The following is a 14,542-nucleotide window of genomic DNA, read 5'->3' on the forward strand; positions in this document are numbered from 1 at the left end:
CAAGCTTACGCCTTTTGCCAGAAAATGGCGTACGAACATTATGAAAATTTCCCCGTTGCCTCGCGCCTACTGCCTAAGGCTTTGCGAAAACCGGTCAGTGTCATCTACGCCTTTGCGCGTACAGCAGATGATTTTGCCGACGAAGGTGATGCTTCAGCAGAAACGCGCCTATCACAGTTAAATGATTATGAGCAGTTTTTATTAAATGCAGCCGACGAAAGACCAAATGAAGACCCGGTGTTTATCGCGCTTGCCGATGTCATTAAAAATGATCCCTTACTCGTACAATCGCTACAAGACTTACTCATTGCATTTCGCTCTGATGTGACCACCAAACGTTACCAAACAGCGATACAGCTACTGCAATATTGTCGCTATTCGGCCAACCCGGTGGGTCGCATGATGCTGCAATTAAGCGGTCACGCCAGCAACCAAAACCTGCTCTATTCCGATGCCATTTGCAGCGCTTTGCAATTAATCAATTTTTTACAAGATATCAATATTGATTATCAAAATAAACAGCGACTTTATATTCCACAGGATGATCTGCGAGATTTTTCGGTCAGCGAATCAGACATCGCCCAAGGCCAAAATTCTCAACAATTGACACAACTGGTTAATCACCAAATCGATAGAGCCCATAGTATGCTGATTACAGGCAAGCCTCTGGGCCGAGCACTGCCTGGCCGTTTAGGTCTTGAGATCAGGGTCACTGTATCTGCTGGCCTGCAAGTGATCAAAGCACTACGACAACGCAACGATATTTTCAGCCAACCTCGGCTACGCTGGTATGATTGGTTAGTCATAGCAAGCCGCGCTATCTTCACGTAAGCTGTTAACATCACATAAACCGAATCACTTTATGGACCCTGATAAATACTGCCAGGAAAAAACGGCTGCTAGCGGCTCGAGTTTCTCTTACAGCTTTTTGTTTCTCGACCCCAAACAAAAGCAAGCAATGACCGCACTCTATGCATTTTGTCGCGAGGTCGATGATATCGTTGACGAATGTACTGAAGAAAGCATCGCGCGCACTAAATTACAATGGTGGCGCGAAGAAATATCACGGCTTTTTAGCCAGCAACCGCGCCACCCCATCAGTAAGGCGTTGCTAGACTCATTGCAACACTTCGATCTCGCCGAAGAATATTTTCAGGAAATCATCGACGGTATGCAAATGGACCTCGATTATGAAGCCTATCCCAGCTTTAAAGAGCTTGGCCTGTATTGTCATCGTGTTGCAGGAGTCGTTGGCCTGCTGTCTGCCGAAATATTTGGCTATCAAAACCACAAGACTCTCGACTACGCGCGCGATTTAGGCTTTGCCTTTCAGCTAACCAACATATTACGTGATGTGCGTGAGGATGCCGATCGTGGCAGGATTTATATCCCGCTTGATGAGATTGAACAACATGGTGTCTTGGCCAATGATATTCTGGCACACCACTACACGGATAATATGCAGACTTTATTCGCGGCTCAAGCAAAGCGTGCTGCTGATTATTATGACAAGGCTCATAGCGCCCTGCCCGATGAAGACCGTTACACACAACGCTGTGGTTTAATCATGTCTGCTATATACAAAACCACATTGCATGAAGTCGAAAGTGATGGCTTTCGTGTACTCAGCCACCGCACGTCCCTCACACCATTACGAAAACTCTCGATCGCCTGGCAGACGGCGCGTAAAGAACGTAAGACAGAGAAAAAAAGGCAGCGCCTTTTAAAAAATAAATAATGAGCATAGCAGCACCTGTCGTTATTGTCGGCGGTGGCTGGGCCGGGCTAAGTACAGCCATTGAGTTAAGCCAGTATAAAATACCGGTCACGCTGATCGAGAGCAATCAACAATTAGGTGGTCGTGGCCGTACCATCACTATCGATGATATGGAAATTGATAACGGCCAGCATTTATTGATTGGTGCTTACAGCGAAACACTGCGGCTACTGAAATTAATGGGACAGCAAGAGTCTGACTTATTTGATCGTCAGCCGACACTGTTACAGTGTCGTACTCATAGGCTTCCCGGGTTTCGCTTATCACTGCCCCGTATTGCCGCACCGTTGAATTTCCTGTTAGGTCTACTCAGTGCTAAAGGGTTTAGCATCAAAGAAAAAACAGCAATCATAAAACTATGTCTTATTTTGAATCGCTGTAATTTCTCTATCGACCAAGATAAAAGTCTATTAGCATGGCTAGCACAAAACGGCCAAACTGAAAAAATCATCCAGCAATTCTGGCAACCATTATGCCTTGCTATGCTCAATACACCCATTGATATCGCCTCAAGCGAGGTATTCCTGCGGGTATTAAAAGACAGTTTTACACTGCAACGTGACTATTCTGATTTCCTTTTTGCGCGGCATAATATTGGCCTATTATTCCCCCAACCCGCCCAACATTATCTTGATAAAAATGGCACCACATTGATGACTGGACAGCGTGTCGAGACTGTTGAGTCAACCACTGGACAAACTACCGGGACTGATTTTATCGTACACACAAACAAGTGCTCTATTAAAGCGCAGCATGTCGTCTTGGCCGTGCCACCAAAACAATGTCTTCGTTTAATAAAAAATATTTCCGCACTGATACCTTTGCAGAAACAGCTTAGGCGTTTTAAAACGTCTCCGATCACTACTGTTTATCTACGCTACGCAAAAAATATTAGCCTGAATCAGGATATGCTGGGCATTAGCGGTGGCCAACTGCAATGGCTGGTAGATCGCAGCAGCAGTGATCAAGCTGGCATCATTGCTGGCATCATCAGTGGGCCAGGATCACACATGGAATTAAGCAAAGAGGCATTGGCACAAAAAGCCGTTGCGGAAATAACCACTCTGTTTCCGCATTGGCCCAAGCCACTGCACGTGTCAGTCGTGCGCGAAAAACGGGCAACATTTCTCTGTGAGACAGGGGTCAATGAATATCGGCCAAACAATAAAACGGCACTGCCTAATCTATGGCTGGCCGGTGATCACACTGATACGGGATATCCATCCACACTGGAGGGTGCTGTACGTAGCGGCGTGGCTTGTGCTAAAAAAATATTGCAAGACATAAAATAACTTAAAATTCTATAAAATACAAATAGTTGCAATCGACTGTTAAGACTCAGCTCGAATTGTCATGGCCTCGTCAATAGAGGTGCGCTTCATACGCGCCAGCTTAATGACATTATCACCCAAACGACGCATGCCCTGCTTCATCGCCATCTGACAAATTTCTTTATAGGGCCGGCTTTCACTGATCAGGGCCGCTATCTCAGGCGTCACCACCATTAACTCACATACTGTCGTGCGCCCTTTAAAGCCCGTATGACCACAAGCAGGGCAACCCTGACCATGATAGAATTTTTCCTCAGGTGACAATTTCATTAGTTGTCTGACGGTGGGATCAATCTCTTCTTCTACCAGGCATTTTGGGCAGTTGACGCGTATCAAGCGTTGCGCCATGACACCCAACAAGGTTGACCCCAGCAGATAAGGCTCCACACCCATATCAATAAGCCGTGTCGCCGCACTCGGTGCATCGTTAGTATGCAAGGTGCTAAACACCAAATGCCCGGTCAACGATGCCTTGGTCGCTATCTCTGCCGTTTCAGCATCACGTATCTCACCGACCATAATGACATCCGGGTCATGGCGCAAGAAATGACGTAAGACAGTAGCAAACGTGTTGCCCTTAACATTGGCCACTTGCACTTGCTCAACACCATCAATGTCATATTCAACCGGGTCTTCAACCGTAAGAATATGTGGGTTACGTTGCGCCACCTCACTCAGCAAAGCATATAGAGTGGTCGATTTACCCGAACCCGTCGGGCCAGTTACCAGAAACAAACCATGTGGACGGTGTAACATGACTCGCACAGCAGCCAGCTCACTCGCTTGCAGACCCAGCTTGGACAAAGACTTAAGGCCGACATCTTTATCGAGGATACGAATCACCACGCTCTCACCGCGCACCGTAGGAATAATTGAGATGCGCAAATCGACGACCTTTTTGCCACGCACTAAACGCGCATGACCATCTTGTGATACACGCCGCTCGGCAATGTTCATTTGACCAATGATTTTTATACGGCTCACCAATGCTGGCAACAAAGACGGATGCAAGGTTCGCGAAAATTGCATCTTGCCATCGATACGATAATAGACATTGACCCGATTTCGTTCGGGACGAATATTAATATCCGAGGCACCGCGCGTCACCGCCTGCAATACAATGGCATTAAGCAAACGCACAATCGGTTTTTTCTTAGCTTGTTGCTCTATGACATGAATGGCCTCATTGGCTGTCGTATCTTCAACCGGATCCAGTGCCATTTCTTCAATAGCCTCGACTTCCTCGTGCTCACTGTAGAACTTGCTCAGAGCCAAAGCCATATCTTCCGGTGATACCATCACCGTCTCGACACGCTGGTTGATGCTGAAACGCAGAGCATCAATGCCCTGCTGATCGAGAGGATTCTCCATCGCAACGATTAACTTGCCATCAACGTATCCGAGCGGAAAGATGTTGTACTGCATAGCGAGGTCGGTGGGCACATTGAGCCGGGTATCACGTGGCACCTCGTAACCCTCGAGCTTGATCAGCGGAATACCAAGTTTATGCGCCAAGGCAGCATTAATCTGTTCAGGCGTCGCCATACCCATTTCAACCAAAATACGGCCAATATGCTTGCCATGTTCCTTAACTTGTTGCGCCAACGCCGTTTCAAGCTGTTTTTCAGCAATATGGCCCAACTTGACTAACACTTCGCCAAGGTAGGCAGCCTGATTAGACGGCTTGTTGCCAATAACCTGAGCCAGGTCATTAACATTCCTAACCACGTGTTCCGTCATCATCAGCATTTAAGGGTTCCAATGTACGTAATGTCACCACATACACTCTATCCAGTGCGTGGCTTAACGTTGATCTCAGGCAATCATTGCAGCTTCAGCTAGCTTGATAGAACGTTAGCTTATTAAAATAACAAAATGTATATGAACCTAAGCTGCGTCAATTTATTGGCGAAATAAAATGATGCGTGAATCCATATACTTAGCGATACACCTATATAGACACATACAGTCTCTGTGGAAAAATATGGCATGGGTTTCGCATAATATTTTGTGCGATACTTTTTGGAGTCAAGGACACTCATGCCATTACAACATTCAATAGGCAATATACACCAAGGACACGCTGCCATGCAGCAGGCTACCGCTGACAAGACACTTTTCAACCAACGGCTCGGTCAACCAAGCAAGGCTGAAGACAAGTCGCTTGCCGCACTTTTCCGGATATCAGGTGCGCTACAAACCAGCCTTGATATTCATTTAGTGATACAAGCATTTTATGATGGGTTGATCGATCTATTTGGTGCCAGTGCATTGGCATACTGTCACGATGACAGCAGTCTAAAACTTGCCCACGGCATTCTCGGTCGCCATCGTTGCCACTATCAACTAGCCTTACATGGCAAAACACTAGGAGAAATCACTCTATCTCGGCGCAAACGCTTCACCAAAACCGAAGTTTTGCTACTTGAAAACCTCCTTTGCACCTTGGTCAACCCCTTAAATAATGCCTTATTATACCAAGAAGCCTTGGCTGCCGCGTTAAGAGACCCACTGACTAATCTCAATAATCGACGCGCCATGGAAGCAACCTTAGCGCGTGAAACTGAGCTGGCCAAACGTAATAGATCAAACCTGTCCCTAATTGCTCTGGATATCGACCACTTCAAAAAAATTAACGATAACTACGGGCATTTAACGGGCGACAAGGTTATTGTCGAAATCGCCAATGCCCTGCAAAGCGCCATTCGGCGTTGCGATATCGTGTTCCGCTATGGTGGTGACGAATTTGTTGTTATCTTAAGCAGCACAGAAAGCCATGGTGCGTATTTACTTGCGGAACGTGTACGTGAAACTATCACAGCGAAACTTATTCCGCATGACAGTGGCAACATCCATATTAGTGCTAGCTTAGGTATTGCTAGTTTCGAACGCTTTGACGATAGCAAAAGCCTCTTTGCCAAAGCGGATGCCGCGCTCTATCAAGCCAAACGTCAAGGCCGAAACCGGACTGAAATGTACACAAATGATACATCTTCCCCTGAATTATCTCAGGCAGACCTGACCACAAGCAAACTCCCAAAAAAAGCTGACACGCCAAAGCGACGCACTAAATTGCGAGATAGTCGTCATATTCCAGGGAGCCTCTGATTTATTCTGGACGAAGTAGATTGTGGCTGAACCCTGTAATATAAAGGGCAGATTCAAGGCGCAAACCGCAGGCAATAGTGGGGTATTGCACGCTTTCGCGGAGCCTACCCCGTGCTTGGCACGGGGGACAGACCCTGAGGGAATGCGGTAGCATTCCTGAGGAAGTGCTCTTGAGGTACCAAGATTTACGCCCCGCAGGAAGTGCCCTTGGGGTGCAACGTAGAAGCTGCCCTTTATATGACAGGGTTCAGACATAAGAGTCCAGTTCATGAATAAATCAGAGGCTCCCTAGCTCAAAATCACTAAAAAATGACCGCTAATACAGACTATGATGAATAAACCAAACAAGGCTTGCCATGACTTACTGTAAATCACCAATGAATATTATTGTTCTTTTTAGTGTTATCTGGCTCACTATGAGCACTGGCACCGCATTGGCCGACGAAGGAGTCTACCGTCAACGCGCCGATATCACCGTGCCTAATACCGGCACAACTATGGAGCAAGTCGAAAATAAATTTGGCCACGCCCAAGCGACGCTACCCAGTATCGGCAACCCCCCAATCACCCGCTGGCAGTACAACGGTTTTACCGTATACTTCGAGCATCGACGTGTAATCCATAGTGTCATCACCAGTTAGCAACAAAAATACACTTTTACGCTAATCTCTGCCCTGAGCAGCTTCGACTCCTTAGCCTTTACAAAGGTATTAGCGATACTCATATTAATATCTTCACTACCAAAAGCTGCTACACCAGTCTAGCCATATTAGCGTAACCAATGACATAAAATAAGGCACAACAATCGCCTCAAATACTCAGTAAAGTATGTGCGCACCTGGCTACTCACTTAACAAAAAGGCGACACCCTTTATCCTCCCAACTGTGTCACAATATCGAGCACCCAACAGTAAGCGCTTTAGGCGACATAACGAGAAGATAAAGACGCATGATTGTTATTCTCGAACCCAACCTTAGTCAGGACGATGCGCGCTACCGTGCCATTGTTGACCATCTCAATAGCTATCCTGGCGTTCAGGCCCGCACCCACGAAGTGAAAGGCCAACAACAATCACTCACCGAGATTTATTTAATCGGCGATACAAAACCTCTACCACTCGATATCATTACTCAGCTCCCAGGTGTCGAACGTGCCATCCGCATTTCTGCTGAATATCGCGTATTGGGTCGCCATACGGATGATCTGCGCAGCGCCAACTTTACCTATAACGGTATCACCTTCGGTCAAGACACACTGAATGTCTTTGCCGGGCTGTGCGCTGTCGATACACCAGAGCATGTCGAAACCATGATGCGTGCACTGCAGGAGAATGGCCAAACCTGCACACGTATGGGTGCCTACAAACCTCGCACCAGCCCTTACGCCTTTCAAGGTCATGGCGCAAGCTGCTTGCCTTACGTTTTTGAACTGGCGGGGAAATACGGTATTAAAGTAATCGCCATGGAAATCACCCATGAATCACATGTTGAAGAGATCCATCAGGCATTAAAACAAACCGGCAACCCAACTGGTGTGATACTACAAATCGGTACGCGCAATACGCAAAACTTTGAGCTATTAAAAAGTGTTGGTCGACAAAATGAATACCCTGTTCTACTCAAACGTGGCTTTGGCATCACCCTGGAAGAATCACTCAATGCCGCAGAGTATCTAGCCAGTGAAGGCAATAGTCGCATTGTCTTTTGCCTGCGCGGGATGAAAACACACCTTGGCGACCCACATCGAAATTTTGTCGACTTTGCCCATGTCCCTGTAGTAAAACGTTTAACACGCATGCCCGTCTGTATTGATTGTTCGCACTCTGTCGGTACTCGAATCGCTAGTGCTGATAACATTCTTGATGTTTTTCATGTCACCGCGCAAGGTATTGTTGCCGGCGCCAACATGGTGTTAGTCGATTTTCACCCGGCACCTGAAAAGGCATTGGTTGATGGCCCACAGGCATTGTTATTAAGTGAACTGCCTTATTTTCTCGAAGATATCGCCATAGCACGCCAAGCATATCTGGATCGCGTAAAGTTAAACCAACAGTTTCTCAAACAAACAGGCCATTAAAATGGAAATGGAAATGGAAATGGAAAGCAAAGATATTTGATTCCCATTTCACTCTTAGGAACCTCTAATCTATTCATGAATAGACCAAATTCTCTCTAAATCAGAACAAACCTTATAAATTATTCTATGCGTAGCAAAACAGAAATTGACAGTGCATTACAGGCCGCAACTAATCACTGTCAACATCAAGGAAAACGTCTAACACAACAGCGGCGACAAATTCTCTCCGTTATCTTATCTGTCAACACCCCGGCAACTGCCTATCAATTATTAGATTTATTGAAAAAAGATTATTTACCTAATGCACAACCACCCACTATTTACCGCGCATTGGAATTTTTTATCGATGCCAATCTTATTCACCGTATCGAAGCCAATAATACGTATATCGCCTGCGACCATATTCAGTGTTCGCATGCGCATCAACCCACTCAATTTTTGTTATGCGATGCCTGTGGCTCTGTTGCAGAAACCACACTAAAACCCGAACAACTTGGCGCCATGCAAGAAAGTGCCAAACAATATGGGTTTGCTCTTAATGATCGCAGCTTGGAACTACATGGGACATGTCAGCAGTGCCGAGCCAGCACTTAAGGAACCTTTGACCCGCCTGGGCAAGCATCAGCGACACCTCAATTTAAGTCAGTGTGTGCTGCCTTAGCCAAGCAAACATTTTATTGTAACGTTCGCTTAACAAACCTTTGAGCACGGCTAAAGAATCATCGAGCTGAGCGACATTAGCAACATTCAAATTAATATGCCCAAGCTTCCTTCCTGGCAACACCTCTTTGTCATACCAATATACCGTTGCATTAGGTGCTGATGTCCAGCGTGGGTCCCACGCTAAACCCAAGAGGTTAATCATCACCGACACGTCATTAACCTTAGGTTGAAAAACCGGCAACCCCATCACGGCACTAACATGTAACTCAAACTGACTGATTGTCGCCCCTGTCATTGTCCAGTGACCACTATTATGTACCCGTGGCGCCACCTCATTGATCATGAGCTGATCACCAACGCGAAAACACTCCATTGCTAACACGCCAATATAATCAAACTCGTTCATTAATTTGGTTAACATCGCCTCGGCCTGAGACTGATATTGTTGCAATCGAGCAAGTGGCGCAATCGAAGCCAAGAGAATACCGTCTTGATGTAAGTTTAGTGTTAAAGGATAAAAAACGAGCTCACCTGAAGCACTGCGCGCACCCACTAACGACACTTCTTCATCAAAGGAAATTGCTTGTTCAACAATCGCCTGTCCACGCCAATCTTGAGCAATCGTATCGTGACTTGATTCACGCAACCACTGCTGACCTTTGCCATCGTAACCACCTGAACGACGTTTAAGTACCACCTTGCTACCCAGCCTGGCGAACAAGTCACTCTCACTCGTTTGCTCATCCAGTGAACACCATGGCGCAGTCGCCAAATCAAGGCGATCAAATAATGCTTTCTCGCTAAGACGATCAGCTATTTCAATAAACGCCCTACGGTTTTTAAAATTAGGGTATTGAAATAGTTGTTTAGTGACTGTAGTGTCAGGCCAATGCTCACGCTCGGCAGTGACCACATCATTCGCTGCTAGAGAAAGCGGCTCATCGTTATCAATCGCTAGCGGTATCACATCGACATCAAGCGATTCACCTGCATACTTAAGCATGGCACCAAGCTGGCCATTACCCAGCACCCACAACCTACGCATTAATAATCTCTGGGATCTGGCTGTTCCAGTATTTTTTCTGTCTGCATGACACGAAACTCATCCAAACGCTTGGCAAGACTCGCATCGTTATTAGCTAGCATCTGACATGCCAGCAAACCCGCGTTATACGCACCGCTAATACCAATCGCCAACGTACCTACCGCGACACCCTTAGGCATTTGTACAATCGATAATAAACTGTCCATACCGCTGAGTGCCTTGCTTTGTACTGGCACGCCCAACACCGGTAGACGTGTCTTGGACGCAATCATACCCGGCAGATGTGCAGCGCCCCCTGCACCAGCAATAATCACTTCAAAACCCGTAGCAACCGCAGCCGATGCAAACGCCATTAAACGATCCGGCGTGCGATGGGCAGACACCACTTCTACGTGATAGGGTACTGACAATTGATCAAGCGCTTCGGCAGCAGCTTGCATCGTTGGCCAGTCACTCTTGGATCCCATAATAATCGCGACTTTTGCTTGCATAATTAGCTCCGTAACAGCTGCCCAGAAATCGACCAAGAAACCGGCTAGCCATTGAACTATCAAAATTAAAAAATTGGTTTTGCTGCTGGAAAGTAGGGTATTTTACCCTATAGAATGATTTTTTTAAGAAAAAATCACCTATATTTAGCGGTTTTCTTTTAGCTGTCATCTTTTTTTCATATGGTTTTGACTTGCGCGTTTTACGTACAATAGCCAGTAAATCAACTTACCCTGAAAATAACCCTATGACCGACTTATTTGACCCTCCCAACAACAAACAAACACAGCGCCTAAGTGGCACAATCAACAGTGTCGGCTTTAGCTCGGAACAAAGTGGCTGGTGCGTGCTTTTCGTTAAAGATAAAGCAGGCCAAATACACAAAGTCGTTGGCACTGGCCACGGCATCAACACAGGGCAAGACGTGGAATGTGAAGGTGTGTGGCAAACTCACCCAAAATTTGGTCGCCAATTTGCAGCATCGACTATTATTCCCTCGCAACCCAATTCAACTGAAGCCTTAGCACACTATCTAAATAGTGGCGCCATCGAAGGTGTCAGTAAGTCCTCTGCAAAAAAACTCATCGAGACCTTTGGTGATCAACTGCCAAAAATTCTCGAACACGAACCTGAAAGACTGGAAAATATTAGTGGTATTGGCACAGTACGGCGCAAAAAAATCGCAGCTAGCTGGGCCAAACAAAAAGACGTTCGCGACATTATGATCTTCTTGCAGTCCCATGGTATGGGTCCACAACGTGCCGCACACATTCAACGTCGTTATGGCAACAAAGCCGCAGCCATCATTAATGACAACCCCTATCGTCTTGCTCAAGATTTCAAAGGTATTGGCTTTCAACTTGCCGATGTCACAGCGCGTAGTTTAGATATAGCAGCAGACGATCCCAAACGCATCATTGCTGGCTTACATCACGTTTTACAAACTCAAAGTACCTGGGGTCACTGTGCTATCCCCGAACCAAAACTTATTGGCGACGCAGTAAAACTCTTGAAATTGGATGGCAGCCTGGTTACCGCCGGTTTAATACAAGCCATAAACAGTAAGCAACTACGACTAGATACCATCGATCACCAGCGACTAATTTATCTTCCTGAATTACACAATGCTGAAATCGAAATTGCTGAAAAATTACTGCGATTAGCCAAAGCTAAGCTTCCCTGGAAACCTTTTAACATCGAAAAATCCTTACAGCAAATCGAAGCAAAACTTGAGGTAGAGTTATCGCCATCACAAAGACACGCCGCCATCGATATGGCCAGTCACAAAGTCTGCGTACTGACGGGTGGTCCTGGTAGTGGTAAAACCACTCTGGCAAAAACCGTTCTCGCCCTACTAGCAAAACATGTCGGAGATATTATCTTATGCGCGCCCACCGGACGTGCCGCACGCCGACTTTCCGCAGCAACAGGACGTAAAGCCACCACCATACACCGCTTGTTAAAAGGCATGCCAGGAATGGGCTTTAGTCATGATGAACACAACCCTATTGATGCCGACTTAATTCTATGTGATGAAATATCGATGGTCGACATCGAACTAGCAAACGCCTTACTGAAAGCCATACCCGACGATGCCGTCGTATTTTTTGTCGGTGATGCCGACCAATTGCCAAGCATCGGTGCCGGCAAAGTACTCATGGATATTATTAACTCAGGTGTCATTCCCGTCGTGCGGCTAACAGAGATTCATCGCCAAGCCCAAAATAGTAGCATTATCACTAACGCACACCGTATCAATCGCTCGTTAATGCCCGTATCTAATAATAGCGACAACGAAGACTTTCATTTTATTATTGAAAACAATGCCAACCACATTCCACAGCGCCTGCAACAACTCGTCTGCGAAGAACTACCACAACGCTATGGTTTAGACCCACTCAATGACATTCAAGTGCTCTCGCCCATGCGTAAAGGTGCATTGGGCATCAATGAGTTAAACAAACGGCTACAAAACCAACTAAACCCCTACCTTGATAGCAACAACCCTAATTATTTAAAGCAAGGTGACGCCCACCTATCCGTCGGTGATCGCGTTGTGCAAATATCCAATAACTATGAAAAATTCGTCTTCAATGGTGATATCGGTATCATTGTCGCGCTCGACAAAAAAAAGAAACTACTCATCGCATTAATGGAAGGCAATGAAATCGAATACAATTTCAATGAGGCCAGCCAACTCATGCTGTCGTATGCACTCACCATCCACAAATCACAAGGCAGTGAATACAAAGCCGTCGTCATACCCATCACTAAAGAACATTATATTTTGTTAAACAAACGGCTCATCTACACCGCGATAACACGTGGCAAACAGCTAGTCGTTTTAATCGGACAAGAAAAAGCACTAAAAACCGCAATCCACAGCACCCGTGGAGATCACCGTATCACAGCACTTGAATACCGACTGCAGCGGTAAATTGTTCTTCGGGAATATTGAGCCAGCGACAAATTTATTCGCCTCTCAGGCTGAGCCCACACACGTAACGTGGCAAATCAACCAACCGTTATCCTTCCAGAGAGCTATCGAAGTTTCTAAGCTTGGCACCACCAATAGCTTTAAAAAGCAAAGGGTAGTGGATCGGACTGAATTTTTCTTGTTATGTTTAATTATTGATTTTGAGTATTGCCACTTTATTTTCTACTATAGACTTGCCTGTATGGGATTGTTCTAAAATATTTTTCTTTATTTTAGTGGATGATGTTCTGGGGTTATATTGAATTTGAACAACCTCTTTTCCTTGCCCTTTCATATAATCCTCGACACCTCGATTATGAGGTTTCTTTCCCCAATCTTCACCAATAACAAAAATATCCGCTTTTACTGCCTTGCATACTGTTAAGTAGTCAAGTTCATGATATGGCATAACAATATCGACACAACGTAAGGCTTTAAGCATTTCAATTCGTTGATCGAGAGGAATAACAGGGGTATACGGCTTATACAACATGACTACTTCATCTGAAGCAACACCAACTGCTACAGTGTCACCTAGTGTCTTACAGTACTCCAGCAAGGCAAGATGCCCCACATGTAATAAATCAAAAGTACCAACTGTATATACAACCATTATGTTATTTACACCCTCATTTTAGTAATTATTTTATACTATCTCATTATTCTCTAAAGGAGTTTCCAGCCATAAATTACTGTTATTCCAAGAGTATAAATAGCAAGGATATAAACATTAACCGGGTTCCCAGAAAGTTTTGGCGTTTTTATTTGTGACACATTCAAAGCAGCAAGACCAACACCACTCACATACAGAATAACAGTAAAAATCCCTCCACTAAAAAAATCTTCTAATAAAAAAATAAAAACAAGTATTATATTATTGTTATCGAGAGCTAACCCAGTATATTTCGTGCCACCCGCAAGACCAAATGTACTAAAATAACTCAACCGTATTGCACTGGCAGAAAGCATTAAAAAAGCGCCAACTAAAAATAGTGGCTCAAATTTTCCATAGCTCAACAGAAGTATAGCCGGCGTAACACCATAACTAACAATATCAATTAAAACATCAAGTTGCCCACCAAAATCTCGGTCATCGCCAGTGCGCCCTTTCATTTTTCTTGCGACAAGACCATCCGCCCAGTCAAAAGCAACAGCCCAGATCATGCCAATCATTGCTGCCGCATAAACACCCAAAATACTGTAGTAAATAGCTAAGAGAGTACAGGCCAACCCTGCAAGTGAACACAAATTTGGCAGGTCTTTTACAAAAGAAAGAATAGTCGGCTGAAACGTCCGAGGCGAAACATTATCTGTGGCCATAGTACTCCTAAGGTAATAAATTTAACATTGTGATAAATTTGTCGGCATAATTAAATGCCCACAAATTCTGCTTATATTCGCAACTGTGTATTTATATGCGTAATAAAATATTTTCTAAGCGATGCCGTGACTTGGGAAGCTTTGAGTTAAAGTCATCTTCAGGATGATGATAGCCAATAGCCAAAGCGACATCGCATCGATAGCCGTCAAGCTCATTTTTAAATTCCTCGTTCACTAAATCAATATCAATACCTTC

At 45.2% G+C, this 14,542-nt stretch carries 14 protein-coding genes; 8 read left to right on the plus strand and 6 right to left on the minus strand.

Going from position 1 to position 14,542, the window contains the following annotated elements; translation table 11 throughout:
- The first annotated feature begins 24 nt into the window (after nucleotides 1–24).
- The 3 genes from hpnC to JKY90_07120 are packed head-to-tail and all read left to right on the plus strand — an operon-like array spanning nucleotide 25 to nucleotide 3,069.
- Nucleotides 25–831, plus strand: a complete 807-nt coding sequence (gene hpnC / locus JKY90_07110; GenBank protein MBL4852033.1) for a squalene synthase HpnC — start codon at nucleotides 25–27, stop codon at nucleotides 829–831.
- A gap of 31 nt (nucleotides 832–862) precedes the next feature.
- Nucleotides 863–1,738, plus strand: coding sequence for a presqualene diphosphate synthase HpnD (gene hpnD / locus JKY90_07115; protein ID MBL4852034.1), 876 nt, complete (start codon nucleotides 863–865; stop codon nucleotides 1,736–1,738).
- Nucleotides 1,738–3,069: an FAD-dependent oxidoreductase gene (locus JKY90_07120; protein MBL4852035.1), complete on the plus strand. Its 1,332-nt coding sequence runs from the start codon at nucleotides 1,738–1,740 to the stop codon at nucleotides 3,067–3,069. The genes hpnD and JKY90_07120 overlap by 1 nt, the downstream gene beginning before the upstream one ends.
- 39 nt (nucleotides 3,070–3,108) lie before the next feature.
- Here the strand turns inward: JKY90_07120 and JKY90_07125 are convergent, their stop codons facing one another.
- Nucleotides 3,109–4,857 (minus strand): type II/IV secretion system protein, encoded by a 1,749-nt coding sequence (locus JKY90_07125; protein MBL4852036.1) that lies wholly within the window; start codon nucleotides 4,855–4,857, stop codon nucleotides 3,109–3,111.
- 291 nt (nucleotides 4,858–5,148) lie between these two features.
- On the opposite strand from JKY90_07125, the gene JKY90_07130 reads away from it, so the two are divergent.
- The 4 genes from JKY90_07130 (at nucleotide 5,149) to JKY90_07145 (ending at nucleotide 8,887) form a co-directional block, all read left to right on the plus strand.
- Nucleotides 5,149–6,216 (plus strand): GGDEF domain-containing protein, encoded by a 1,068-nt coding sequence (locus tag JKY90_07130; protein ID MBL4852037.1) that lies wholly within the window; start codon nucleotides 5,149–5,151, stop codon nucleotides 6,214–6,216.
- A 377-nt stretch (nucleotides 6,217–6,593) separates the two neighbouring features.
- Nucleotides 6,594–6,857, plus strand: a complete 264-nt coding sequence (locus JKY90_07135) for a hypothetical protein (GenBank protein MBL4852038.1) — start codon at nucleotides 6,594–6,596, stop codon at nucleotides 6,855–6,857.
- 308 nt (nucleotides 6,858–7,165) lie between these two features.
- Complete coding sequence (locus tag JKY90_07140; GenBank protein ID MBL4852039.1) at nucleotides 7,166–8,293, plus strand: 3-deoxy-7-phosphoheptulonate synthase; 1,128 nt, start codon at nucleotides 7,166–7,168, stop codon at nucleotides 8,291–8,293.
- Between the two features lie 126 nt (nucleotides 8,294–8,419).
- Nucleotides 8,420–8,887: a transcriptional repressor gene (locus JKY90_07145; protein ID MBL4852040.1), complete on the plus strand. Its 468-nt coding sequence runs from the start codon at nucleotides 8,420–8,422 to the stop codon at nucleotides 8,885–8,887.
- Between the two features lie 43 nt (nucleotides 8,888–8,930).
- Here the strand turns inward: JKY90_07145 and purK are convergent, their stop codons facing one another.
- On the minus strand, nucleotides 8,931–10,001 hold the full coding sequence (gene purK, locus JKY90_07150) for a 5-(carboxyamino)imidazole ribonucleotide synthase (protein MBL4852041.1): 1,071 nt from the start codon (nucleotides 9,999–10,001) through the stop codon (nucleotides 8,931–8,933).
- Nucleotides 10,001–10,492, minus strand: coding sequence for a 5-(carboxyamino)imidazole ribonucleotide mutase (purE, locus tag JKY90_07155; protein MBL4852042.1), 492 nt, complete (start codon nucleotides 10,490–10,492; stop codon nucleotides 10,001–10,003). The genes purK and purE overlap by 1 nt, the downstream gene beginning before the upstream one ends.
- 245 nt (nucleotides 10,493–10,737) lie before the next feature.
- On the opposite strand from purE, the gene JKY90_07160 reads away from it, so the two are divergent.
- Entirely contained in the window at nucleotides 10,738–12,927 is a 2,190-nt protein-coding gene (locus JKY90_07160) for an ATP-dependent RecD-like DNA helicase (protein ID MBL4852043.1), read from the plus strand.
- A gap of 187 nt (nucleotides 12,928–13,114) precedes the next feature.
- On the opposite strand, the gene JKY90_07165 is transcribed toward JKY90_07160, so the two are convergent.
- From JKY90_07165 to JKY90_07175, 3 genes are all read right to left on the minus strand, one after another.
- The gene (locus JKY90_07165; GenBank protein MBL4852044.1) at nucleotides 13,115–13,579 is read right to left on the minus strand and encodes an adenylyltransferase/cytidyltransferase family protein; all 465 of its coding nucleotides are present in this window, start codon (nucleotides 13,577–13,579) and stop codon (nucleotides 13,115–13,117) included.
- 53 nt (nucleotides 13,580–13,632) lie between these two features.
- Nucleotides 13,633–14,286, minus strand: coding sequence for a CDP-alcohol phosphatidyltransferase family protein (locus JKY90_07170; protein MBL4852045.1), 654 nt, complete (start codon nucleotides 14,284–14,286; stop codon nucleotides 13,633–13,635).
- A gap of 91 nt (nucleotides 14,287–14,377) precedes the next feature.
- A partial coding sequence (locus JKY90_07175; GenBank protein ID MBL4852046.1) for an NAD(P)H-dependent oxidoreductase occupies nucleotides 14,378–14,542 on the minus strand: 165 nt, incomplete at its 5' end.

The sequence above is a fragment of the Gammaproteobacteria bacterium genome (genome assembly GCA_016765075.1).
Classification (GTDB): Bacteria; Pseudomonadota; Gammaproteobacteria.